Raw genomic sequence first — 23,606 nt, 5'->3', positions numbered from 1 at the left:
CTGTAGCCGGCCGCAAATAACGGGATTATGCGCATGACCGATACGCTCGACGCAGCGAAACTGACCGACCGCGTCGCGGCCTTGGTCGAGGCTGCCAAACGGGCCGGCGCCGATGCCGCCGATGCGGTTGCGGTACGCGGCCGTTCGACCGGTGTATCGGTGCGGCTCGGCAAGGTCGAAGGCACAGAGGCGTCCGAGAGCGAGGACGTCTCGCTGCGCGTCTTCGTCGGCAAACGCGTGGCGAGCGTTTCGGCAACGGCGGCATCCGACCCCAATATGCTGGCCGAGCGTGCCGTCGCCATGGCCAAGGTGTCGCCCGAAGATCCCTATCAAGGCCTCGCTGACCCGGCCTTGCTGGTCAAGACGCCGCGCGACCTCGATCTGTTCGACGCCACCGAGGTGTCGGCCGATCAATTGAAGGAAGCAGCGCTTGCCGCCGAAGCGGCGGCGCTTGCCGTCAAGGGCGTCACCAATTCGGCCGGCAGTGGTGCCAGTGCCGGGCTCGGCGGCCTGGTGCTCGCCACCTCGCACGGCTTCGTCGGCCATTACGTCGCCTCGCGTTTTTCACGCTCGACCAGCGTGATCGCCGGCGAGGGCACCGGTATGGAGCGCGACTACGAATTCTCCTCGCGCCAGCATTTTTCCGATCTCGACGCGCCGGAAGACATCGGCCGCAAGGCCGGTGAGCGCGCCGTACGCCGCATTGGCGCGCGCAAGGCGGCGACCGGGCCTGTCGACGTGGTGTTCGATCCGCGCGTCGCGCGCGGCATTGCCGGCCACCTTGCCGGTGCCATCAATGGCGCCGCGGTCGCGCGCAAGACCAGCTTTCTCCGCGACATGATGGGCAAGAAGGTGGCTTCGGCCGCAATCACCGTCACCGACGAGCCGCTCCGGCGCCGTGGACAGGCCTCGCGCCCGTTCGACGGCGAAGGGGTCGAGGGCGAAAAACTGTTCATGGTCGACAAGGGCGTGCTCAACCACTGGTTCCTGTCGACTTCGGCGGCTCGGGAACTCGGCCTCGTCACCAATGGGCGCGGCTCGCGCAGCGGCTCGTCGGTCTCGCCGTCGTCGACCAATCTCGCCATCGAGCCCGGGGAAAATACGCCGGAAGAGCTGATCAAGTCGCTCAAGACCGGCTTCTACGTCACCGAAGTGTTCGGCCAGGGCGTCGACATGGTGACGGGCGAATATAGCCGCGGCGCTTCCGGCTTCTGGATCGAAAATGGCGAGCTGGCCTATCCCGTCGCCGAGGTGACCATCGCCTCCAATCTGAAGACGATGTTCCTCAACATGGTTCCGGCGAGCGATCTCGACCGCAATTTCGGCACTGCCGCGCCCACGCTTTTGATCGAAGGAATGACCCTTGCCGGAGCTTGACCCGGCCGTCTCGGCCGGCGCTACTGAAGACCTGCAGCTGTTGCGCGATGCCGCCCGCGAGGCGGGGCTCATCGCCATGCAGTACTTCAACAACAATCCGCAGGTGTGGATGAAGGGCGGCACCTCGCCGGTCAGCGAAGCCGATCACGCCGCCGACAAATATCTGCGCGAGACCTTGCTGGCGGCCCGGCCGGATTATGGCTGGCTGTCGGAGGAAACCGTCGACGACCCGGTAAGGCTCGTCGCGCGCCGCACCTTTGTCGTCGATCCGATCGACGGCACGCGCGGCTTCCTCGAAGGGCTGCCCACATGGTGCGTCAGCGTCGCGGTGGTCGAGAACGGCCGCACGCTTGCCGGCGTGCTCGACTGCCCGGCGAAGGGCGAAATCTATTGGGCGCTGCCGGGCGAGGGCGCGTTCCTGAATGGCAGGCGCATCAGCGTGCGTCCGCCGTCGGAAACGGCCGAAATCGCCGGACCGAAGCCGATGATCGACCTGATGCCGGCGAAATGGCACAAACGGCTGAAGCGCGTGCTCTATATTCCTTCGCTCGCCTACCGGCTGGCGATGATCGCCGGCGGCCAGCTCGATGCCACCTTCGTCAAGGCCAACGCGCATGACTGGGACATCGCCGCGGCCGATCTCATCCTGCGCGAGGCAGGCGGCGCCTTGCTCGATCGGCATGGCCGCGCGCCGCTCTATGCCGGCGAAGTGATCCGTCACGGACCGCTCGCCGCCGGCAGCGGCGAACTCCTCGCCGTGCTCGCCGGCGTCATCGCCGGGCTGGACAATTGACCACTATCAATAGTTCCAAAGTCGGCGGCTTTGGTCTAGACCTGTCCCAAACTCACGATATGTGAAGGATCGACATGGCCGCTGAAGACGGAAAGAAACAGCTTTTGCACCTGGTGTTCGGCGGCGAACTCAAGAAGCTGGGCGGCACCGAATTCCGCGATCTCGACGCGCTCGATATTGTCGGCATCTATCCGGACTACCAATCGGCGCACGCCGTCTGGAAGGCCAAGGCGCAAGCTAGCGTCGACAATGCCCATATGCGCTATTTCGTCGTTCACCTGCACCGCCTGCTCGACCCCGAAAACAAGGCTGTCGGTTGACATCGATGAACCATGAAGCGGTCAAGCGATCAGCCCCGCGGTCGGCGGTCAGACGTCGCAAGCCGAAGACGTTCTGGCGCAAGATCCGCGAACCGCTGGCGCAGTCGCGATTCGTCAAGAATGCGCTTGCCGCGCTGTTTGCCAATTTCGTCCGCCTTGTCCGTTTGACCAACCGCATGGTCGACGGATCGGCCAAGTTTTCCGGCGGCGCCTATGCGCAGCTCGAGCCTGGCATCATCGCGCTCTGGCACGGCCAGCACCTGCTGACCCCGGCCTACTATCCCAAGGGACGGCCGCTGGTTGCCATGGTATCGCGCAGCGCCGATGCCGAGCTCAACGCGCTGATGGTCGAGAAATTCGGCATCGAGGCGGTGCGCGGCTCTGGCGGGCGCGAAAGCGCAAGGCATCTCGACAAGGGCGGGGCCAAGGCGCTCATCGCCCTCAAAAAGTCGCTCGCCACCGGCAAGAATGTCGCCATGATTGCTGATATTCCCCACGGCACGCCGCGCGATGCGGGGCTCGGCGTCGTCCTTCTGGCGCGGCTGTCCGGCCGGCCGATCCTGCCTGCCGCGATAGCCACCAGCCGCCGCAAGGTGATCGAGGGCAGCTGGGACAAGACGACGATCAACTTGCCCTTCGGCCGCTCCTCGATTGTCGTCGGCACGCCTGTCTTCGTGCCGGCCAACGCCGACGCCGCGGAAATGGAACGCAAGCGCCAGGAGGTCACGGCCTCGCTCGATGCCGCGACCGCCGAGGCCTATCGCCTTGTGGACGGTTCGAAATGAGTATGCGCTGGGCCCGCGCCTTCCTGACGGCCTACCGCTTTGCCGGGGCCGCCGCTTACCCGCTGGTCGGACCTTACGTCGCCTGGCGCACTTCCAGAGGCAAGGAGGACCGCATTCGTCGGCGTGAACGCTACGGCGTCGCCGGACGCGAGCGTCCCGAAGGCCCGGTGATCTGGATCCATGCAGCCAGCGTCGGCGAGACCATCGCCGTCGTGCCGCTGGTCGAGAGCATTCTCGATTACGGCGTCAACATCGTGCTGACGACGGGCACGGTCACCTCGGCGCAGGTCGCCGAAGAACGGCTGGGCGACCGCATCATCCACCAATATGTGCCGCTCGACCTCAAGCCGGCGGTCAGCCGCTTCCTCGACCATTGGCAGCCGGACCTCGCGATCATCGCCGAATCGGAGATCTGGCCGATGACCATCCTGGAGCTCGGCGCCCGCCGCGTGCCGCAGGTTCTGGTCAACGGCAGGCTGTCCGACCGCTCCTTCAAGTCCTGGAAGAAGCGCGCCAACATTGCCGAAGCATTGTTCGAAAATCTTGCCCATGTCGTCGCCCAATCGGATCTCGATGGCGAGCGCTTCCTGTCGCTCGGCGCCCGGCCGGTCACTGTATCCGGCAATCTCAAGGTCGACACCGCGCCGCCGCCGGCCGACGAGCGGGCGTTGGCGGCGCTGAAACGCCAGATCGGCGGTCGCCCGACCTGGGCGGCGATCTCGACCCATGACGGCGAAGAGGCGGTCGCCGCCGAAGTTCACGCCATGCTGCACAAGCGCCACCACGGGCTTTTGACGATCATCGTGCCGCGCCATCCCGATCGCGCCGGGCAGCTGGCCGCCCAGATTTCCGGCATGGGCCTGAAGCTGGCGCAGCGCAGCAAGGGCGACAGGATCACCGCCGACACCGATATTCTGCTCGGCGACACGATCGGCGAGATGGGGCTTTATCTGAGGTTGACGGAAATTGCCTTTGTCGGCCGTTCGTTGACTTCCGAGGGCGGCCAGAACCCGCTGGAACCAGCCATGCTGGAGACGGCGGTGCTTGCCGGCCGCAACGTCCAGAATTTTCGCGAGGCCTATCAGCGCCTGCTCGATAGCGGCGGCGCCAAGCTGGTGCGCGACCGCGATATGCTGGCTGGCGCCGTTAATTTCCTTTTGACCAACGAGGCGGCCCGCCATGAGATGATGGCGGCGGGTGCGGCGACGGTCGACGAGATGCGCGGTGCGCTGGCGCATACGCTCAGGTCGCTCGAGCCCTATATCCAGCCGCTGGTCGTCAAGTCGCGCCTGAAGGGCGCGAACGGGCGCTGACGTGACCTCGGAAGCGCCACCCTTCTGGTGGGAAGAGCCGGACTGGCGGGTCACGGCGCTGTCGCCGCTTTCCGCCATCTATGCGCTTGTCGCCGGTCGCCGCATGCGGCACGCGCCGCGCGAAAAGGTCGAGGCGCCGGTGCTCTGCGTCGGCAACTTCACCGTCGGCGGCACCGGCAAGACGCCGGTGGCGATCGCGCTGGCCGAGCAGGCCCGGCGCATGCAGCTCAATCCGGGTTTCCTGTCGCGCGGCCATGGTGGCTCCTTCGCGCAGCCGCATATCGTCGATCCGCACCACGACGCCGCCAAGCATGTCGGCGACGAGCCGCTGCTTCTGGCCGAACACGCGCCGGTCGCGGTGACGCCGAACCGGGCCGCCGGCGCCAGGCTCCTGCTGGAGAAGCTCGGCTGCGATTTCCTGATCATGGATGACGGTTTTCAGAGCGCGCGCATCCACATCGACTATGCGCTGGTCGTTGTCGATGCGCGCCATGGCATCGGCAATGGCCGCGTCATCCCCGGCGGGCCCCTGCGGGCAAACATCGTCGACCAACTGGTCTTCACCAGCGCCTTGCTGAAGATGGGCGAGGGCACCGCGGCCGACACGGTCGTGCGCCAGGCAGCTCGCGCCGGCAGGCCGATCTTCGAGGCGCACACTGCCCCGAGCAGCAAGGTGACGCTGGCCGGCAGGCGGTTCCTGGCGTTCGCCGGCATTGGCCATCCCGACAGGTTTTTCGACACGGTAAGCGAGGCCGGGGGCGAGCTTGCGCTGACCCGACCGTTTCCTGACCATCATTTCTACAGTGCGGACGAGCTTGCCGAATTGGCGGCGACGGCACGTAAAGCCGGGCTTGGCCTCATTACCACCGCCAAGGACGCTGCCCGCCTGCGTCACGGCGCAGCACCGCCGGAATTCCTCGACGGGCTCGATGTGCTGGAGATCGACACCGTCTTCGAGCTCGACCATGTGCCGCAACGCATCATCGACGAGACGCTGGATGCCTGGCGGCAGCGCCGGCTTAAAGGCTGACCAGCAGCTTGAGCACCAAGGCGATGCGGGACCGGAATTTGCAGCTTTCCGCCGGTCGAACGCATTTTGTTCTTGCTTTGTGCCGGCAGCTATGCTAGTAATTTCGGTATGGTGATGATTCGCCGGTGACCCGCCCTCGAGCCTGAGGCGGGTTTTTTTATTTCGAGATAGCCTTTCGGTATTGCCGGCCTGACACCGCGGCAGAGGGCGCAGGATCGCAACGGGGCGGCTTCCATTTGCGCTGGACTAGCGTCGGCGGCGCAGTTCCGGATGCGCTTCGATCTCGCGGCGCAGCGAGGCGGCGGCATTCACATAGGGTTCCTGCCTGGCGACACTCCAGTATTTGAGCTCGTCGAGCGGGATGCTCTCGCCGGTCACCGCGCAGCGCACGAAGGCGCCGGGGCTGGTCACCTGGAAGTCGCCGTCGAGATAGCGGATGCGGGCTTCCTTGCCGCCGGGTCCTTCGAAACGGTTCATCATGGGGTGGTGCCGAAATTCATGACGATGTCATCGCCACAAATTGCGGCGAGGTCAAGCTCGGTTGGCCTTGCCTGGTTCTGTTTCTGGTGGCACTTGCTCGAACAAGCCGGCAAAGCGGATGCCAATGCATGTGTGCAGCGGTTTTGCGATAACGACATGCATAAACACAAGAACCTGAAGCACGTCGCATCAGGCCGGTCGAACGCGACGCGCCTTAGGCATCTCATTCTTCGGCGATGATAAACTCTTCGATCTTCTCCGCTGGCAGCCCTGCCTGGACGGCGATGCGCCGGGCAAGCTCGGCGGCCGCGGCGCGCGGGCGCCCCAGCGGCCGGTCGAGCCAGTAAGATATCGGGCTTAGCGCACTGCGCTCGTCTACGGCGACGATGCGGCCCGATTTCAATTGGTCCACCGTCAACGGCGGACGTGCCAGCGCAATACCGAGCCCGTGCGCGGCGGCGTCGAGCACGAGGTTGTAGTCCTCGAAACGGCGGTCGTGCGGCCGCGGCCGATAGTCCATCTCCTGCGCCGCAAACCAGGCGCGCCAGGCCGAAGCGTCGGAATCATTGATCACCGGAAATTCGAGCAGTCGGGCGGGATCTCCGCGACCGATGTCTCTGGCCAGTCCCGGCGAGGCGACAGGGAACACATATTCTTCGAAAAGCTGCACCGAGATCCGGCCCGGAATGCGACCGCGCCCGCAGCGGATCGACAGGTCGATGCCCTCGTCGGCAAGATCGCCCTGGCGGACGTCGACGTCGAGCACGATACGCAGCTTGGACGGGTGGTTCTCCAGCGCCGCCATGCGCGGCATCAGCCACAGCCCGCTGACCGAGGGGATCGAGGTCAGCCGCACCACCGCCGTGCCGCGCGGCTCGACCCAACGGTCCGAATTGCTGGCGATCAGGGCAAAGGCTTCGGTGGTGCGCAGATGCAGGCGATTGCCTTCGACGGTCAGCGAGACGCCGCGCGCGCCGCGATCGAAGACTTTCAGCCCAAGCCAGCCCTCGAGCTTGGCGATCTGCCGGCTGACGGCGCCGTGGGTGATGTTGAGCTTCTCGGCCGCCGCCGAAAAGCTGCCGGTCCGAGCCGCGGCGTCGAAGGCGCGCAGCGTTTCGAGCGGCAGCATCGGGTCTAAGCTGTGATCCATAGTCACAGGTGATCCTCGATTTGTTCGTTTGTCAACCGACCCGCAATAGCGTTTCTCTACTTCATGGCATTGGATCGCGAGGGCACCCAGATGAGCGCTTACACCGGCACGTTGAATACGACACAGCGCATGGATGCCACGGCTGCCATCGCGGTGGCGCTGACGGTGGTCGGCTGGGCCTCCGCCTTTCCGGCGATCCGCGCCGGCCTTGCCGCTTTCGGGCCGCTGGAACTTGGCGCGCTGCGCTTTGCCATCGCCGCGGTTCCGGCGGCGATCTTCCTCGCGGTCAAGCGGCCGGCACTGCCCAGGCTCGATGAACTCTGGCGCTTTGTCTTCGGTGGTGCCGTCTTCGTCGCACTCTACACGGTGATGCTCAATTTCGGCGAGCTGACCGTTTCGGCCGGTGCGGCCGGCTTCATCATCAATGTCAGCCCGATCTTCACCGCCATCATGGCCATGGCGCTGCTCGGCGAACGCTTCTCGGGCCTGGCCTGGGCCGGCACATTCCTGTCCTTCGCCGGTATCGGGATCATCGCCATGGGCGAGGGGCAAGGGCTGCATTTCAACAATGGTGCGCTGCTTGTCCTCGGCTCGGCGCTGTGCTCGGCCGTCAACACCATCGTCCAGAAGCCGCTGTTTGGTCGCCACCACCCGCTGACCATCTCGGCCTCGAACATGGTGCTTGGCGCGCTCTGCCTGTCGCCGTTCCTGCCGAGCGGTCTGGCGCAGGCGGCGGTCGCCGATACGGCCGGGCTCAGCGCGGTCATCTTTCTCGGCATCGTGCCCAGCCTCATCGCCTACGCTGCCTGGGCAACAGCGCTTTCCCGGCTGCCCGCGGCGCGCGCCTCGAACTTCCTCTATCTGGTGTCGCCAGTGGCGACGCTGATCGGCTTCTTCTGGCTGGGCGAGGTGCCGACGCTGCTCGGCATAATCGGCGGCGCACTGGCGCTCGGCGGCGTCATCGTGGTGAATTTGAAGAGGTGAGCAAAGGGTTTGGGGCTGTGCCTGACTCGAAAAGAGCCGCTTTACAGCGGCTCTTTTCGTACCCCCACCCCGCTGCTTCGCAGCGACCCTCCCCACAAGGGGGAGGGTAAGCTCCACGCGAGGCGTCGGCGGGTAGGCTCCCTACCTCCCCCTTGTGGGGAGGTCGGACCGAAGGTCCGGGTGGGGGCTGCGCCCTGCGAGTTTCTTATCGCCGCCCGAACAACCGCTCAATATCCGCAAGCTTGAGCTCGATGTAGGTCGGGCGGCCATGGTTGCAGGTGCCGGAGCCGGGCGTCGCCTCCATCTGGCGCAGCAGCGCGTTCATCTCTTCCGGTTTGAGCAGGCGGCCGGAACGTACCGAGCCGTGGCAGGCCATGGTCGCGGCTATTTTGTCCAGCCGCTCCCTCAGCGTGTCGACCGTGTCGTTGTCGGCGATCTCGTCGGCGAGGTCGCGCACCAGCTGCTGGACGTTGGTCTCGCCGAGCATCGATGGCGTCTCGCGCACCGCGACGGCACCGGGGCCGAAGCGCTCGATGCCGAGGCCGAAGCGGGCCAGCGTCTCGGAATGCCTGGCAAGCCGCTCGGCATCCTCTTCCGACAGATCGACAATCTCGGGCAACAGCAGCATCTGCGACGGCACCGCGCGTGAGTGGAGGGCGTTCTTCAAGGCCTCGTAGACCAGCCGCTCATGCGCCGCATGCTGGTCGACGATGACAAGCGAATCCCTGGTCTGGGCGACGATATAATTCTCGTGCACTTGCGCGCGCGCCGCGCCCAGCGCCGTGCCGAGCAGCGTTTCCGCCGCTTCGTTTTGCCCGGCGCGCGCATCGGCGCTGTGCAGCGGCCCCGCGTCGAAGGCCGCCTGCTCGTCCTCGCCGAACCCGTCGCCCATATCGAGCGGCCGCTGCGGCGAACGGGCAGGATCGAACCCGGAAAAGCCCGATGCCCGATAGGCGGCCTCGTAGCTGCGGTGACCGTTGGCCGGGCCGCCATGCGCATAGGATGCGGCGCCTGGCCGGAACGCCGCCATCATGCCGGCGGCCCCGGTGGTGGCGGCGCGGATGCCGGCATTGGCCAGCGCTTCGCGGATAGCGCCGACGATCAGCCCGCGCACCAGCCCCGGGTCGCGGAAGCGCACGTCTGCCTTGGCCGGATGGACGTTGACGTCGACGATCGCCGGATCGAGCGCCAGGAACAGCACGGTGACGGCATGGCGGTCGCGCGGCAGCACGTCGGCGAAGGCGCCGCGAATGGCGCCGGCGATCAGTTTGTCACGCACCGGGCGGCCGTTGACATAGGCGTATTGCTGCAGCGCGTTGGCGCGGGTGAAGGAGGGGACCGAGACATGGCCGGCGAGATGCACGCCGTCCCGCATCGCGTCGATGGCGATCGCATTGTCCGGAAAGTCGGCGCCCATCACTTGCGCCACCCGGCGCAGCCGGCCTTCCGGGCTGTCGTCGGTCGCCGGCAGTTCCAGCGTCCAGCGGTCCGGGCCGGCCAGGGTGAAGCGCACGGCGGGAAAGGCGATGGCGATGCGCTTGACCACGTCGCCGATGGCCGAGCTTTCGGCGCGCTCGCCCTTCATGAATTTGAGCCTTGCGGGCGTGGCGAAGAACAGGTCGCGCACCTCGACCGTGGTTCCGCGATTTGCCGCCGCCGGCCGGACCGCGGAGACGCGGCCGCCGTCGATGCCGATCTCGGCGGCGTTTTCACTGGACGCGGTGCGCGAGCGGATCGACAGCCGCGCCACCGAGCCGATTGACGGCAAGGCCTCGCCGCGAAAGCCGAGCGAGCGGATGTCGTGAATGTCGTCGGCGAGCTTGGAGGTGCAATGGCGCGCAATCGCCAGCGCCAGTTCCTTTTCCGGAATGCCCGAGCCGTCGTCGCTGACGCGGATCAGGTTCAGCCCGCCGCCGACGGTGACGATCTCGACACGGCTTGCACCGGCATCGAGCGCGTTCTCGACCAGTTCCTTGACCACGCTTGCCGGACGCTCGATGACTTCGCCGGCGGCGATCTGGTTGATCATCGTTTCGGAAAGCTGGCGGATCGGCATGGGGCACTATAGGCGGATTCGTGGTCGATGCGGGAGGGCGGAATTGAGGAAATCCACGCAGCCGACCGCGGCTGTGCACTTCAACTCATGAGCTTGGGCAACGCTGCCGACAGTGCATCGACGGCAAGGCGGACTTTCATCGGCAGATGAGGCGTCTGCAACCACAGGGCATGAACGTTGTAGAGAAACCGGGATTGTTCCGGCAACAGCGGGACAAGTGCGCCGGCCTGGATGCGCTGGCGAACCATCCAGTATGGCAGCCAGGCGAGTCCCATGCCGGCGGCCGCGGCATCGGCGATGGCATCGAGATCGTCGAGCCGTAATCTGCTGACGGGCCTGACCTCCGCCGCGGGCTGGCCGTTGCGCGGAAACAGCCACGGCTGAACGGCACGCCCGGAACGGCGGTAGATGATCGCATGATGGCGGCCGAGGTCATCTATCTCCTGCGGTTGGCCGTGCCTGTCGAGATAGGACCGCGATGCGCAGACGACCATGTGCTGGTGCGCGATGCGACGCGCTATCACCCCAGTCTGGTCCTCCAGATCGCCCGTTCGGATGGCAAGGTCGCAGCCATCCTCTGCCAGATCGGCGATGGCATCGCTGAACGATAGGTCAAGTTCCAGCGCCGGATATTGCTGCGCAAGCCCGAACAGGATCGGGGCAACGCAGCGCCGGCCGAAATGCACCGGCATCAGGACACGCAGCTTTCCGCGCGGTTCGGCAAGCTGGTCGGCGGCGAGTGCATCCGCGGCCTCCGCTTCGGCAAGCACCAACCGGCAGCGTTCATAATAGGCGCGCCCGAAATCGGTCAGGCTTTGGCGGCGCGTGGTCCGGTTGATGAGGCGCACGCTCAGGCGCTCCTCGAGAAACCGGACATGCTTGCCGACCATCGGCCCGGACAGATCGAGAGCCGTCGCCGCGGCCGCGAACGAGCCAAGGTCGACGGCTTTGACGAACACGGCCATGCTCGTAAGGCGATCCATATTCAAAATCTACAGTTTCTGCTGGTCTACTCAAGTGGCTATTTATCCGCCTGATCGCCGCTGGCATAGCTGATTCAGTTCAAATATTTTGGAGTTGTGACCGATGGCACGTGTCGTTCGCTTTCATGAGCTCGGTGGTCCCGAGGTCCTGCGCATCGAGAATGTTGACACGCCTGCGCCCGCGAGCGGTGAGATTCAGATCCGCGTCAAGGCGTTGGGTATAAACCGCGCCGAGGCGCTGCTGCGTTCGGGGACCTACATCCAGACCGCGCCGTTGCCTTCCGGTCTTGGGCTCGAGGCGGCGGGTATCGTCGAGATGGTCGGCGAAGGCGTGGACGGGTTTGCGCCCGGCGATGCCGTCAGCATCGTGCCGCCATTATCGATGGCCCGCTGGCCTGCCTATGGTGAGATTGCCACATATCCCGCCGAGCTCGTCGTCAAGCATCCACCATCGCTGAGTTGGGAAGAAGCCGCCGCAGCGTGGATGCAATATCTCACCGCCTACGGTGCGCTGATCGACATTGCCAAACTCGGCAGGGAGGACTTTGTTGTCATCACTGCGGCATCGAGCAGCGTCGGACTGGCGGCGATCCAGATCGCCAACATGGTTGGCGCGATCCCGATCGCGGTCACACGGACGTCCGCCAAGAAGCGGGCTTTGCTTGAGTTCGGCGCGGCCCACGTCATCGCCTCGGCAGAGGAGGACCTGGAAGCCAGGCTGAAGCGAATCGCCGGCCCGGACGGCGTGCGCGTGGTGTTCGATGCCGTCGGCGGCCCGATTTTCAAGCCTCTGACGGCAGCGATGGCACCGGGTGGCATTCTCATCGAATATGGCGGCTTGAGCCTCGACCCGACACCCTTTCCGCTACCTGCAGTGCTGGCAAAGACACTGACGCTGCGCGGTTATCTCGTCCATGAGATCGTGCGCGATCCGGTCCGGCTGCAGGCCGCCAAGGCGTTCATCCTTGACGGACTGAGCTCGGGTTCGCTGAAGCCGGCAATCGCCAGAACCTTTCCGTTCGACCAGATCGTCGAGGCGCACCGCTATCTCGAATCGAACGAGCAATTCGGCAAGATCGTCGTGACCGTTTGACCGGGCATTTATCGGCCTCACGCCTGCGCCGCCAGCCAGTCCCGCACCTTGCGGGCATTGTCGCTGAGTTCGCGGTTCTTCGACCAGATGACATGAAAGCCCTTGCCGGTCGTCATCGTGTGGCCGGTGACGCGCACCAGCAGCCCTGATGCCAGCAGCCGCTCGGCGAGGTGACCCCAGCCGAGCGCGATGCCTTGCCCTTCCATGACTGCCTGGATCACCAGCGCATAGTCGTTGATGCGCAAGCCGCGTCCGGCATCGGCGATGTCGACACCGGCCGAGGCGAACCATTCGTCCCAGCTGGCGGCCTCGCGAAACGGCTCTTCAAGATGGATAAGGCGGTGCGATTGAAGGTCCGCGACACGCTCCGGCAGCCCGAACCGTGCCACATAACTGACGCCGGCAACGGGGAATATCACCTCATCGGCCAGCGGCAGCGAATGATAATCCGGCCATTCCTTGGGCTCGCCGCCGCGGACGCCGAGCGGGATGTCTTCGGCGATGATGTCGAGATCGCGGTCGGCGGTCTGGATGCGCAGGTCGATGCCCGGCAATTCGTCGCGAAACTGCTGCAGGCGCGGCATCATCCAGAACGAGGCGAAGGCGGTCGAGGCCGCGAGCGTCACATGCGCGCCGACGGCGATCTGGCGCAGATCCTCCGCCGACTTGCGAATGTGCGACAGGCCGAGCGAGACGTCGGCATGGAAGCGGTCGCCGGCCTCGGTCAGGCTGACTTGCCGGTGGCGGCGCTGGAAGAGTTTGGCGCCGAGCTGCTCTTCGAGCCCACGGATCGCATAGGAGACGGCAGCCTGCGTCATACCGAGCTCGCGCCCGGCGGCGGTAAAGCTCGACAGCCGCCCGGCGGCCTCGAAAACGATCAGGCTGCCGGCCGACGGCAGCAGGTGGCGCAAGCTTCGCATAAGCTGAGCTTATACAAGAGATCAGGATTTTCCAGCGTCACAGCCGCATTTTGTCTGGCTAGATTGGTCACCAACAGGAATATGGAGCCTTCATGAACGCACCGGCCGTTGAAGTGAGCGAACACACCAACCGCCGCAGCGGTGGCCGCCTGGGGCGCAAGGCGCTGCGGGGCGCACCCATAGCGTCGTTTCCAACCCTGGTCCGCCAGATTCCCGTCTATCAGATGGTTCCGGACGAGGCGGTTGAGCTGATCCACCAGGAGTCGCTCTCCATCCTCGAAGAAGTGGGATGCGAGTTCCGCGACGACGAGGCGATCGCAATGTGGAAGGCGGCGGGCGCCGATGTCTCGGAGACAAGAGTCCGGATCGACCGCGCCCTGCTGATGGAGCTCATCTCGAAGGTCCCGTCGGAGTTCACGCTCAATGCGAGGAATCCCCAGCGTTCCGTACGTGTGGGTGGAAACAACTCCATCTTCGTGCCGATGTACGGGGCGCCTTACGTGCGCGACCTCGACAACATCAGGCGCTACGGCACACTCGCCGACCTCAACAATTTCCACAAGCTCGCCTACATGGCGCCGGCGCTGCATTCGTCGAGCTCGATCATCTGCGAGCCGATGGAAATCGCGGTGCCGAAACGTCACCTCCACATCATCCATTCGGCGCTGAAGCACTCCGACAAGCCGTTCATGGGCATCGTGACCTCCAGGGATCGAGCCGAAGACACGATGGCGATGGCAGGCATCGTGTTCGGCGAGGACTATGTCCGCGACAACCCGGTCCTGGTGTCGATCACCAACTGCAATTCGCCGCTGGTGTGGGACGCCACCATGCTGGACGCGATGAAAGTCTATGCGCGCCACAACCAGCCGCTGATCCTCGCCCCCTTCGCCCTTTGCGGCGCCTCGACTTCGGCCTCTGCCGTCGGAGCGGTCGCGCAGGTCAATGCCGAAGCGCTGGCGGGCGTCGCGTTCACACAGCTCCTGCGTCCGGGTTCGCCGCAGATCTACGGACAGTTCATGGTGACGGTCGACATGAAGACCGGCGCTCCCATGGGCGGCACGCCGGAGGCGGCCCAGATGATGTATCTCATGGGCGCGCTGGCGCGGAAGTATCGTCTGCCGTGGCGCACGTCCGGTTTCCATGTCGGCTCGAAGCTGAACGACGCCCAGGCGGGCTACGAGGCGAACATGCTGATGCATGCCGCCATCCTTGCCGGCGCCAACTACATCTGGCATTCTGCCGGTTGGCTCGAGGCCGGCCTGACCTGCGGCTATTCGAAATTTGCCACCGACTGCGAGCAGCTTGTCGGCTGGTACAAATATGCTGGCGGGCTGCCATTCGACGATTTCAAGGAGGCTATGGCGGCTATCCGCGAGGTCGGACCGCAGGGCCATTTCCTCGGCACCCAGCACACGCTTGAACATTTCGAGTCCGCCTTCTTCATACCGAGCATCATGGACTTCAATTCGTTCGAACAGTGGAAGGCGGAAGGAGCAAAGGACCACGACACCCGCGGCCGCGAGAAAGCGCGCAACATGCTCGCCGATTATGAGGAGCCGAAGCTCGATGAGGGCATCGCCGATGGTCTCAAAGATTTGATTGCGCGGCGCGAGGAGAAACTGCCGGACAGCGTTAGTTGATCACGGGCGAAGACCCGATGCGAACCATAAGGGAGGAAAAAATGACACTCTTCAGAAGCAACGGCGATCGCGTACCGAGCGCCATCGAAGCAATGGCCAGCGAGGCGCGCGCCGGTCGCGTCGACCGGCGGGAGTTTCTGGCCCTGGCAAGCGCTTTCGGCGCATCGACGGCCCTTGCCTACGGCATGATTGGACTTGCCGTGCCAGAGCGGGCTTTGGCTGAAGAGCCGAAGAAAGGCGGAACGCTGCACGTTTCGATGTCGGTGAAGGCGCAAAAGGACACGCGCACCTACGACTGGGTGGAACTTGCGAACATTTCACGCTGCTGGCTCGAGCCGCTTGTCCGCTACACCCGCCAGTTCACATTCGAGCCGGTTCTGCTCGAAAGCTGGGAGGTCAACGACGACGCCACCGAATACGTGCTGCATGTGCGCAAGGGCATCGCCTGGAACAACGGCGATGCTTTCAACGCCGATGACGTGGCCTACAATCTGACGCGCTGGTGCGAGAAGGCGGCCGCCGGCAATTCGATGGCCGCGCGCGTCGGTGCGCTGATCGATGCAAAGACCGGCAAGGCCAGGGAAGGGGCGATCACCAAGGTCGACGACAACACGGTGAAGCTGAAGCTGAACGAGCCGGACATCTCGCTGATCCCGAACTTCACCGACTATCCGGCGCTGGTGGTCCATCGCAACTTCGACGCCGACGGCGCCAATCCGATCGAGAAGCCGATTGGCACCGGGCCGTTCGAACTGGTGTCTTATGCGGTCGGCCAGAAAGCGGTCGTCAAGCGTCGTGAAAATGGCAAATGGTGGGGCGGTGAAGCGCTTCTCGACGGCGTCGAATTCATCGACTACGGAACCGATTTCAACGCCTCGATAAATGCATTCGACTCCGGCGAAATCGACCTCAATTTCGAGACGCCGGCCGACTTCATAGACATTCTCGACAAGATGGGGCTGGTCAAATCGGAGGTCGCGACAGCGACCACGCTCGTCGCCCGGACCAACATCACGAACAAGCCCTATGACGACAAGCGGGTTCGCAACGCCCTCCAGATGGCCGTCGACAACAAAGCGGTGCTCGAACTTGGCTACGCCGGGCGCGGCACTGTTGGTGAAAACCACCACGTCAGCCCGATTCATCCGGAATACTACGCGCTGCCCAAGAAGACACGCGACGCCGCGGGCGCCAAGAAGCTTATGGCCGATGCCGGGCAGGACGACTTCGAGCATGAACTGATCACCGTCGAGGACGATTGGCAAAAGAACACCGGCGACGCTATTGCCGGCCAGTTGCGCGATGCCGGGATCAAGGTGAAGCGCACCGTGCTGCCGGGGTCGACATTCTGGAACGACTGGACGAAATACCCCTATTCGATGACCATCTGGTACATGCGCCCGCTTGGCGTACAGGTGTTGGCGCTCGGCTATCGCACCGGCGAGGCCTGGAACGAAACCGGCTACTCGAACCCTGATTTCGACGCCAAGCTCAAGCAGGCTCTTTCGCTCATCGACGTGGAAAAGCGCCGCGAGGTCATGAAGGACATCGAGCAGATCCTACAGGATTCGGGCGTCATCATTCAGCCGTTTTGGCAGAAGCTGTTCAGCCACATGAACGAGAAGGTGAAGAACTACGGTGTCCACCAAACCTTCGAGATGGATCTCCAGGATGTCTGGCTGAACGCCTGAGTTGCCAGCAGAGGACGCGTTGCAGGATTTCATGGACCGCAAGAAAGCCGACGGGCAAGATGCGTGGTACTGATAGCTTCCGTCAGTGAACAATCGGGGACACCCATGAAACTGCCACTTTTTGTTGCCGCGCTTTCGATGGCCGTGCCGGCGGCCGCGTTTGCCGGCCCTGCTGCCAACGCCGTGAAGTTCTTTTATGTCCCGTCGGTCAAATTCGAGGCCGATGCGCAATATCGCGACCGCTTCACCGCACCGGTGACGAAACTGTTCGAGCTGAACGACAATGCGGCAAAGAACCATCCGGATGAAGTTCCCTGCATCGACTTCGCCCCCGGTCTCGATGCGCAGGACTATGACGAGAAGACCGTGGCCAAAACGCTGACGCTGGCCGAAACGCTGGATGGCGACAGCGCCGAGGTGACGGCGACGTTCAACCTTTTTCCGGAAGGCGATGATTCCAAACGCGAAATGGTCTGGTCGTTGAAGAAGATCGACGGCCAGTGGAAGGTCGCCGACATTACCTCGAAGACCAGCGGCTGGACGCTGAGTGCGCTCGAATGCCTGGCCGGGCAGCCTCCGGAGTGACGCCGTGCTTCGCTGCCGTCCCTGGGTTTTGGCGACTGCGTGCCTGCTGGCCGGATTGAGCAGCGCCGCCGCCCAGGGCCTGTTCGGCGCGCCGCCCGCAAACGCGCCGGCCGACAGTGCGGCACCTCCGCCGGCAATTTTGCCGCCGGCAGAAAACGCGCCGGCCGTACCCGTGCAGCCGGGCTCGCCGACCGCGGTGGTGAAGCCGTTCTACGAGCATGCCGGGCTTGAGGTCGATCCGGCTCAGCGGGGCCATTTCACCGACCCGGCAAAGTCGGTGCTCGACAAGAGCGACGCGCTGCGGAAGTCGGGGCAGGGCGAGTGCCTCGATCCCAACATGGCACTCGACAATTCCGAATACGACAAGGCGGAGATCGACAACACCCTGAAGACCATCGAAGCGATCAAAGGCGACGAGGCCAAGGTCGTCGTCGCCTTCGTCGTCGCCGGCAACCCGCACCGGCTGGAGTGGAAATTCAGGAAAGTCGATGGCGACTGGAAGATATCCGACCTTCTCTCGGTGACCGGCGAATGGGCGCTAAGCCAATACCAGTGCGAGTGAGAACGGAACCGATGAAGATCAGCAACATCCGCGTCACCCACGTCAACGTCCCGCTCGATGCTCCGTTTTGGTGGACGGCTGGTCTCTACGGCGGCGCCTCGAAATCGATCATCGAGGTCGAGACGGACGAAGGCGTGGTCGGACTGGGCGAGGCGCCATGGTGGCATTTCGGCGAGGTGATCAAGGCCGAGATCGCGCCGGCGCTGATTGGCGCCGATCCGCTCGACATCGCCGACTGCGAGGCGCGCTGCGTGCCGCCCTGGCAGATTACCGCCAACACCGGCGAGAATGCAGCCACGGTGGCGTTCGGCGCCGTCGAACTGGCGCTGTGGGATATAAGAGGCAAGGTCTTCGGCATGCCGCTCTACAAGCTGCTCGGCGGCGCGGTGCGCAAGGACATTCCGTTTTCGGAATATTTCGCCTTTCGCCCCGCTCAAGGCGGAGCCGGCGGCGAGATGACCGCCGAAGCGATCGTCGACTACTGTCTCGGCATGCGAGAACAGCACGGCTCGACGATCTTCGAGGGCAAGCTGATCATGGGCGATCCCGAGCTCGAGATCAGGACAGTGCGCATGCTGCGCGAGGCGCTTGGCGATAAAGCGCAGATCAAACTCGATTCCAACATGCAGTGGTCGCTGACCACAGCGCGCTGGGTGCTGCGCGAGATCGAGCCGTTCAACATCCGCAACTACGAGGATCCGGTCGCGACCTTCGAGGAGATGGCTGCGCTGCGCCAGCATTCGCGCATTCCGTTCTCGACGCACATCCCGGATCTCAGACGGGCAGTCGCGCTCGGTGCGCCGGATTACTTCGTCTGCAATTTCGCAGCACTCGGCGGATTGTCGAAAACTCTGAAATTCATTGCCGCCTGTGAGGCGATGGGCAAGGGGTTCTGGTGCTATTCGAACGATCTCGGCATCATGACATCGGCTTATCTGCACGTCGTGGCGGCAACGCCATGGATCACCGAGGCGTCGCAATCCCTGTTTCGCTGGCAGATCGGCGACGTCATCAAGGACGGCCCGTTCAAACAGATCGCCAACACGGTGCGCGTGCCGGAAGGTGACGGGCTGGGTGTCGAGCTCGCCCCGGCGGAAATGAAACGCTGGTCAGCGCACTTTGCCGAACACGGGCCGATGCACCATTTCAGCGACCCGAACAACCCCAGCCGCTACCGGCGGCTGCCGCTCAACTGATGCGAAGTGCACGTGACCGATCGATGAGAAGAGGTCCTGTCGTGGTTGCTTTATTCGCGGCGGTTTGCGTCCTGGCCTGCGCTGTCACCTGGGAGGCAGGAAGCCGCGCGGTGGCCCGCGTGCCTCAGCAAAGCTTCACGCTGCCTGTGGGGTTACCGGTGGAGCGCATCGTTCTGAAGCAGGAGGGCGCGCCCGACCTTGCCGGTTGGGTGGCGGATCGGCAGGACAGTTGCGGAACAATCGTGCTGTTACACGGACGCGGTTCAAACAAGCTGGCCATGGTTCCAAGAGCGAAGCTGCTTTTCGAAAGCGGCTACTCGATCGTGCTGTTCGATCTGTCGGGACATGGCGAAAGCGACGGCGATATCAGAGGCTTTGGTTACATCGAACGGCAGGACGCCAGCCGCATCCTCGCCTTTGCGCGGCAACGCTTCGCCGGTCGCAAGGTGGCGGCCATCGGCTCGTCGCTCGGTGCGGCTGCTTTTGTATTTGGCGCTCAGCAGGAGCATGCCGATGCCTATGTCCTGGAGCAGCTCTACGCGACTTTGCTGGAAACCACGGCGTTGCGAGCGCCCTTGCCTATGTTGCGCGACGTACAGGCGACCATCCTCTTGGCGCAGATGCAGCTCCGCCTTGGCTTCGGGGTAGATGATGTCAGGCCGGTCGATCGCATCGGCGCGATTGATCGGCCGATATTGCTGCTAGCAGGCAATTCGGATCCGTTTGTCGCTCGCAGCCAGACACTGGCGTTGAAAGATGCGGCAGGCGCTGACGCAAAGCTGGTCTGGTTCGACCGCGCGCGGCATGTTGATCTCTATCGCTATGACCAACAGCGGTACCGCGACGCGGTGATGCCTTTCCTGGAGACCAACCTGTGCCGGACCGGGATCAGGTGAGCCGCTCCGTCCGATTAGCCGCGCCCGCGATAGGGGGCGACGCCGGTGTCGGGCAGCCACACACCTTCCGGCGGCGCGCCGGTCTGCCAGAACACGTCAATCGGAATGCCGCCGCGCGGATACCAGTAGCCGCCGATGCGCAACCACAATGGCTTGGTCGCGGCGATGATGCGGCGGCCGATCATGACGGTGCATTCTTCGTGGAAGGCGCCATGGTTGCGAAACGAGGTCATGAACAGCTTGAGCGACTTCGATTCCACCAGCAGCGCATCGGGTGCGTAGTCGATGACGATATGGGCGAAGTCCGGCTGGCCGGTGACCGGGCAGAGCGAAGTGAATTCCGGGCAGGTGAAGCGAACGATGGCCGGCGGGCCGTCGCCGCGCGAAAACGGCACGGTTTCCAGGACTGCCGCTTCAGGGCTCTGTGGCGCCTCGACGTTGGTGCCGAGCTGGGTGAGATTTTTCGTATCGGTCATGAGCAGGTTCCTTGCTGCATGTCGCCCAAAACTGCGCAGCGATTTTGGGACAGCGACATGCGTAAAACAAAAATTTGCCGCTCATTAGCACAATTTGAAACAGCAGGAAGACGATGACCAGCAACGACCCGCTCCTCCAGCCCTATCAGCTCAAGCATTTGACGCTGAAGAACCGGGTGATGTCGACCAGCCATGAGCCGGCCTATTCCGAGGACGGCATGCCGAAGGAGCGGTACCGGCTCTACCATGCCGAAAAGGCCAAGGGCGGCATGGCGCTGACCATGACCGCCGGTTCGGCGATCGTCTCGCGCGACAGCCCGGCCGCTTTTGGCAATCTGCATGTCTATGACGACCGCATCGTGCCGTGGCTCGCCGAGCTTACCGATGCCTGCCACGAGCACGATTGCAAGGTGATGATACAGATCACCCATCTCGGCCGCCGCACCGGTTGGAACAAGGCCGACTGGCTGCCCGTCCTGTCGGCTTCGCCGGTGCGCGAACCGGCCCATCGCGCCTTTCCCAAGACTATCGAGGACTGGGATATCGAGCGCATCGTCGCCGACTATGCGGCGGCCGCGCAGCGCTGCCAGGCTGCCGGCCTCGACGGCATCGAGTTCGAAGCCTACGGCCATCTGATGGACGGTTTCTGGTCGCCGGCCACCAACCAGCGCGACGACGATTTCGGCGGCTCGCTCGACAACCGGCTGCGCTTCACCGGAATGGTGCTCGACGCAGTGCGTGCCGCAGTCGGCGAAAAGTTCGTCGTCGGCATCCGCATGGTCGCCGACGAGGATTTCGAGAAAGGCCTGTCGAAACAGGAGGGCGTCGAAATCGCCAGGCGGCTGGCCGGCTCCGGCAAGGTCGATTTCCTCAACATCATCCGTGGCTCGATCGAGACCGATGCGGCGCTGACCAAGGTCATCCCGGTGACCGGCATGCGCTCGTCACCTCATCTCGACTTCGCAGGGGAGGTGAGAGCGGCGACGAAATTCCCGACCTTCCATGCGGCGCGGATTTCCGACGTCGCCACCGCGCGTCACGCCATCGCCACCGGCAAGCTCGACATGGTCGGCATGACGCGTGCCCACATTGCCGACCCGCATATCGTCAAAAAAGTGATGGAGGGCCGCGAGCACGAGATCCGGCCTTGCGTCGGCGCCACCTATTGCCTCGACCGCATCTATGAGGGCGGCGAGGCGCTGTGTATCCACAATGCGGCGACGGGCCGCGAGGCTGATATCCCGCATATTATTCCGAAAACCGAGGGACCGAAGCGGAAGGTGGTCGTCGTCGGCGCCGGCGCCGGCGGGCTGGAGGCAGCGCGCGTCGCCGCCGAGCGCGGGCACCACGTGACGGTGCTGGAAGCATCGAGCCAGGCCGGCGGCCAGGTGCGGCTGGCAACGCAAAACCCGCGCCGCAAGGAATTGATCGGCATCATCGACTGGCGGCTGGCCGAACTCGACCGGCTTGGCGTCGAGATCCGCTACGACAACTGGGCGGAGAAGGACGACGTGCTGGCGCTGTCGCCGGACGTGGTGGTGATCGCCACCGGCGGGCTGCCGCAGAACCCGCCGCTGACGGCGGGCGACAATCTCGTCACCTCGAGCTGGGATATCATGGCCGGCAGCATCAAGCCGGCCGAGAACGTGCTGCTCTATGACGACAATGGCGGCCATCAGGGCATGGGTGCTGCCGAACTGATCGCCAATAGCGGCGCCAGGCTTGAGCTGGTTTCGCCCGAACGCTTCTTCGCCCCGGAAATGGGCGGCATGAACCATGTGCCCTACATGCGCGCCTTCCAGGAAAAGGGGGTCACGGTGACCATCAACACACGGCTGCGCTCGGTGCGGCGCGAAGGCAACCAGCTGATCGCCGAGCTCGCCTCCGACTTCGCCGATGGCTGGCGCGGCGAGCGGCGCGTCGACCAGGTGGTGGTCGAGCACGGCACGCTGCCGCTCGACGATCTCTACCTGGCGCTGAAGCCGCTGTCGAAGAACGCCGGCGCGATCGATTACGAAAAACTGGTCAATGGCGGCGACATCTTTCCGGTGCGCAATCCGCAGAGTGGTTTCGTGCTCTTCCGCATCGGCGATGCAGTAGCCTCGCGCAACATCCACGCCGCCATCTATGACGGCATCAGGTTCGGCTTGCGAATCTGAGGAATATTTTGGATTGATTGGTGGCGCGCAGCCGAACCTCCGTACGGAGAGCCACCAGGCACGTCGGTCCGGTCTGCGCGCCGCGCACGCCGCCGGCCATCGCCGGGCACCGTACGATCTTGCGATTGCGGCAGGACGCTCAAAACATCCTGGCGGTGGCCATGCAGAACACGGTGATGACCAGCAGGCCGCCAGCGATGCGTTCGCCTTTTGTCATCTTGGCGCGCAATTGGGTTTGCTTCGCCGCATCAGCGCCGGCCAACTGCCTGCTGGCGGAACCCACCAGCGCGCCCTGAACCCCGGCGGCGATTAACGCCGTCAAGATGCCCAGCGCCAAGACCTTCTCCATCGAGCCGAAAGAGCCGTTGTGGAAGAAATACCACAGCAGCAAGCCCGTGAGGAAAACCACGCCGGCTGCGCCCATTTGCGGCCGGAAGAAACGTTCCGCCCTGATCTCCGGTTCGCGCGCAACCGCGATAGTGGTGCCGGCCCAGAACACACCCGCCATGACGTGAAGGCCGAGGACGATGATGTAGACATATTGCATGACCGCATATCCTCTCTTGCCCACTGCTAGGCATATTGATAGATATCAAATGATTAGATGTCAACGCATAAGCTCGAGCCGGTTCCATAGGCTTTGCCCTTGTTCTAGTGTCGGATCATGACGCCCTTTGACCGCCCGCCGATCGGGATGAATCTCGCGCGCACCGCCAAGCTGGTTGCGCAGGCTTTCGACGCTGCCTTGGTCGAGGCAGGCGGCACCCTGCCGGTCTGGGTCACGTTGCTGTCGGTCAAGTCGCGGGAACTGGCCAACCAACGCGAGCTCGCCGGCATGATCGGCATCCGGGGCGCAACGCTGACCCACCACCTCAACGCCATGGAGACGCAAGGCCTGCTGATGCGCCGCCGCGATCCCGAGAACCGCCGGGTTCACCAGGTGGAGCTGACCCAAGCCGGAGAAGCGCTGTTCCTGAAATTGCGCACCGCCGCGTTAGCCTTCGACAAACGGCTGCGGAAAGGACTGTCCGACGACAGGCTGGCAGAGTTTACAGAGGTGCTGGCCGCGCTACGGGCCAATGTCGAAGGCTAGAAATTTAGGCTAGGAAACGGA

General features: G+C 64.2%; 23 protein-coding genes. 16 read left to right on the top strand and 7 right to left on the bottom strand.

Features of this window, described 5'->3' with window-relative positions:
- Positions 1-33 precede the first annotated feature (33 nt).
- The 6 genes from NKI59_RS23625 (at position 34) to lpxK (ending at position 5,618) form a co-directional block, all read left to right on the top strand.
- On the top strand, positions 34-1,377 hold the full coding sequence (locus tag NKI59_RS23625) for a TldD/PmbA family protein (RefSeq protein ID WP_352452291.1): 1,344 nt from the start codon (positions 34-36) through the stop codon (positions 1,375-1,377).
- Complete coding sequence (locus NKI59_RS23620; RefSeq protein ID WP_352707202.1) at positions 1,364-2,170, top strand: 3'(2'),5'-bisphosphate nucleotidase CysQ; 807 nt, start codon at positions 1,364-1,366, stop codon at positions 2,168-2,170. The genes NKI59_RS23625 and NKI59_RS23620 overlap by 14 nt, the downstream gene beginning before the upstream one ends.
- A 74-nt stretch (positions 2,171-2,244) precedes the next feature.
- Positions 2,245-2,490: a DUF4170 domain-containing protein gene (locus NKI59_RS23615; protein ID WP_023674378.1), complete on the top strand. Its 246-nt coding sequence runs from the start codon at positions 2,245-2,247 to the stop codon at positions 2,488-2,490.
- 5 nt (positions 2,491-2,495) lie between these two features.
- Positions 2,496-3,275: a lysophospholipid acyltransferase family protein gene (locus tag NKI59_RS23610; protein ID WP_352707199.1), complete on the top strand. Its 780-nt coding sequence runs from the start codon at positions 2,496-2,498 to the stop codon at positions 3,273-3,275.
- On the top strand, positions 3,272-4,588 hold the full coding sequence (gene waaA / locus NKI59_RS23605; RefSeq protein ID WP_254817457.1) for a lipid IV(A) 3-deoxy-D-manno-octulosonic acid transferase: 1,317 nt from the start codon (positions 3,272-3,274) through the stop codon (positions 4,586-4,588). Before NKI59_RS23610 ends, waaA begins: the two co-directional genes overlap by 4 nt.
- Position 4,589: 1 nt before the next feature.
- Positions 4,590-5,618, top strand: a complete 1,029-nt coding sequence (gene lpxK, locus NKI59_RS23600) for a tetraacyldisaccharide 4'-kinase (protein WP_352707196.1) — start codon at positions 4,590-4,592, stop codon at positions 5,616-5,618.
- 246 nt (positions 5,619-5,864) lie between these two features.
- Here the strand turns inward: lpxK and NKI59_RS23595 are convergent, their stop codons facing one another.
- Together NKI59_RS23595 and NKI59_RS23590 are read right to left on the bottom strand one after the other, a co-directional pair.
- The gene (locus tag NKI59_RS23595; protein WP_031211156.1) at positions 5,865-6,098 is read right to left on the bottom strand and encodes a DUF2093 domain-containing protein; all 234 of its coding nucleotides are present in this window, start codon (positions 6,096-6,098) and stop codon (positions 5,865-5,867) included.
- 223 nt (positions 6,099-6,321) lie between these two features.
- Positions 6,322-7,248 carry a LysR family transcriptional regulator gene (locus tag NKI59_RS23590; RefSeq protein ID WP_352707193.1) on the bottom strand — a complete coding sequence of 309 codons (927 nt, stop codon included), beginning with the start codon at positions 7,246-7,248 and terminating at the stop codon, positions 6,322-6,324.
- 90 nt (positions 7,249-7,338) lie between these two features.
- On the opposite strand from NKI59_RS23590, the gene NKI59_RS23585 reads away from it, so the two are divergent.
- Positions 7,339-8,232 carry a DMT family transporter gene (locus tag NKI59_RS23585; protein WP_352707190.1) on the top strand — a complete coding sequence of 298 codons (894 nt, stop codon included), beginning with the start codon at positions 7,339-7,341 and terminating at the stop codon, positions 8,230-8,232.
- A gap of 205 nt (positions 8,233-8,437) precedes the next feature.
- Here NKI59_RS23585 and mutL read toward each other — a convergent pair whose 3' ends face one another.
- A complete protein-coding gene (gene mutL, locus NKI59_RS23580) occupies positions 8,438-10,288 on the bottom strand; it encodes a DNA mismatch repair endonuclease MutL (RefSeq protein ID WP_352707186.1) in 1,851 nt (616 codons plus the stop codon).
- Between the two features lie 80 nt (positions 10,289-10,368).
- Positions 10,369-11,271, bottom strand: a complete 903-nt coding sequence (locus NKI59_RS23575; RefSeq protein ID WP_352707184.1) for a LysR family transcriptional regulator — start codon at positions 11,269-11,271, stop codon at positions 10,369-10,371.
- Between the two features lie 103 nt (positions 11,272-11,374).
- Between NKI59_RS23575 and NKI59_RS23570 the strand changes: the two genes are divergently transcribed.
- The gene (locus NKI59_RS23570; RefSeq protein WP_352707182.1) at positions 11,375-12,364 is read left to right on the top strand and encodes a zinc-dependent alcohol dehydrogenase family protein; all 990 of its coding nucleotides are present in this window, start codon (positions 11,375-11,377) and stop codon (positions 12,362-12,364) included.
- A 17-nt stretch (positions 12,365-12,381) separates the two neighbouring features.
- On the opposite strand, the gene NKI59_RS23565 is transcribed toward NKI59_RS23570, so the two are convergent.
- The gene (locus tag NKI59_RS23565) at positions 12,382-13,284 is read right to left on the bottom strand and encodes a LysR substrate-binding domain-containing protein (RefSeq protein WP_023674388.1); all 903 of its coding nucleotides are present in this window, start codon (positions 13,282-13,284) and stop codon (positions 12,382-12,384) included.
- A 92-nt stretch (positions 13,285-13,376) separates the two neighbouring features.
- On the opposite strand from NKI59_RS23565, the gene NKI59_RS23560 reads away from it, so the two are divergent.
- The 6 genes from NKI59_RS23560 to NKI59_RS23535 all read left to right on the top strand — a co-directional run bounded on the left by NKI59_RS23560 (position 13,377) and on the right by NKI59_RS23535 (position 19,857).
- Positions 13,377-14,927, top strand: coding sequence for a trimethylamine methyltransferase family protein (locus tag NKI59_RS23560; protein ID WP_352707180.1), 1,551 nt, complete (start codon positions 13,377-13,379; stop codon positions 14,925-14,927).
- 41 nt (positions 14,928-14,968) lie between these two features.
- Complete coding sequence (locus NKI59_RS23555; RefSeq protein WP_352707177.1) at positions 14,969-16,618, top strand: ABC transporter substrate-binding protein; 1,650 nt, start codon at positions 14,969-14,971, stop codon at positions 16,616-16,618.
- Positions 16,619-16,723: 105 nt separating this feature from the next.
- A complete protein-coding gene (locus tag NKI59_RS23550) occupies positions 16,724-17,203 on the top strand; it encodes a DUF3828 domain-containing protein (RefSeq protein ID WP_352578322.1) in 480 nt (159 codons plus the stop codon).
- 4 nt (positions 17,204-17,207) lie between these two features.
- Entirely contained in the window at positions 17,208-17,765 is a 558-nt protein-coding gene (locus tag NKI59_RS23545) for a hypothetical protein (protein WP_352707174.1), read from the top strand.
- An 11-nt stretch (positions 17,766-17,776) separates the two neighbouring features.
- Positions 17,777-18,961, top strand: coding sequence for a mandelate racemase/muconate lactonizing enzyme family protein (locus NKI59_RS23540; protein WP_352707172.1), 1,185 nt, complete (start codon positions 17,777-17,779; stop codon positions 18,959-18,961).
- A gap of 110 nt (positions 18,962-19,071) precedes the next feature.
- Positions 19,072-19,857 (top strand): alpha/beta hydrolase, encoded by a 786-nt coding sequence (locus NKI59_RS23535; protein ID WP_352707170.1) that lies wholly within the window; start codon positions 19,072-19,074, stop codon positions 19,855-19,857.
- A gap of 14 nt (positions 19,858-19,871) precedes the next feature.
- Here NKI59_RS23535 and queF read toward each other — a convergent pair whose 3' ends face one another.
- The gene (gene queF, locus NKI59_RS23530; protein ID WP_023674394.1) at positions 19,872-20,333 is read right to left on the bottom strand and encodes a preQ(1) synthase; all 462 of its coding nucleotides are present in this window, start codon (positions 20,331-20,333) and stop codon (positions 19,872-19,874) included.
- 113 nt (positions 20,334-20,446) lie between these two features.
- Here queF and NKI59_RS23525 point away from each other — a divergent pair, with 113 nt between their 5' ends.
- Positions 20,447-22,492 (top strand): oxidoreductase, encoded by a 2,046-nt coding sequence (locus NKI59_RS23525; protein WP_023674395.1) that lies wholly within the window; start codon positions 20,447-20,449, stop codon positions 22,490-22,492.
- Positions 22,493-22,631: 139 nt separating this feature from the next.
- Here NKI59_RS23525 and NKI59_RS23520 read toward each other — a convergent pair whose 3' ends face one another.
- Positions 22,632-23,000, bottom strand: a complete 369-nt coding sequence (locus NKI59_RS23520; protein WP_245274614.1) for a hypothetical protein — start codon at positions 22,998-23,000, stop codon at positions 22,632-22,634.
- A 156-nt stretch (positions 23,001-23,156) separates the two neighbouring features.
- Here NKI59_RS23520 and NKI59_RS23515 point away from each other — a divergent pair, with 156 nt between their 5' ends.
- The gene (locus NKI59_RS23515) at positions 23,157-23,585 is read left to right on the top strand and encodes a MarR family winged helix-turn-helix transcriptional regulator (RefSeq protein ID WP_352457122.1); all 429 of its coding nucleotides are present in this window, start codon (positions 23,157-23,159) and stop codon (positions 23,583-23,585) included.
- The last annotated feature ends 21 nt before the right edge of the window (positions 23,586-23,606 follow it).

The sequence above is a fragment of the Mesorhizobium sp. M0598 genome (genome assembly GCF_040320865.1).
Taxonomy (GTDB): domain Bacteria; phylum Pseudomonadota; class Alphaproteobacteria; order Rhizobiales; family Rhizobiaceae; genus Mesorhizobium.
This window is presented reverse-complemented; position numbering and strand designations above follow the sequence as displayed.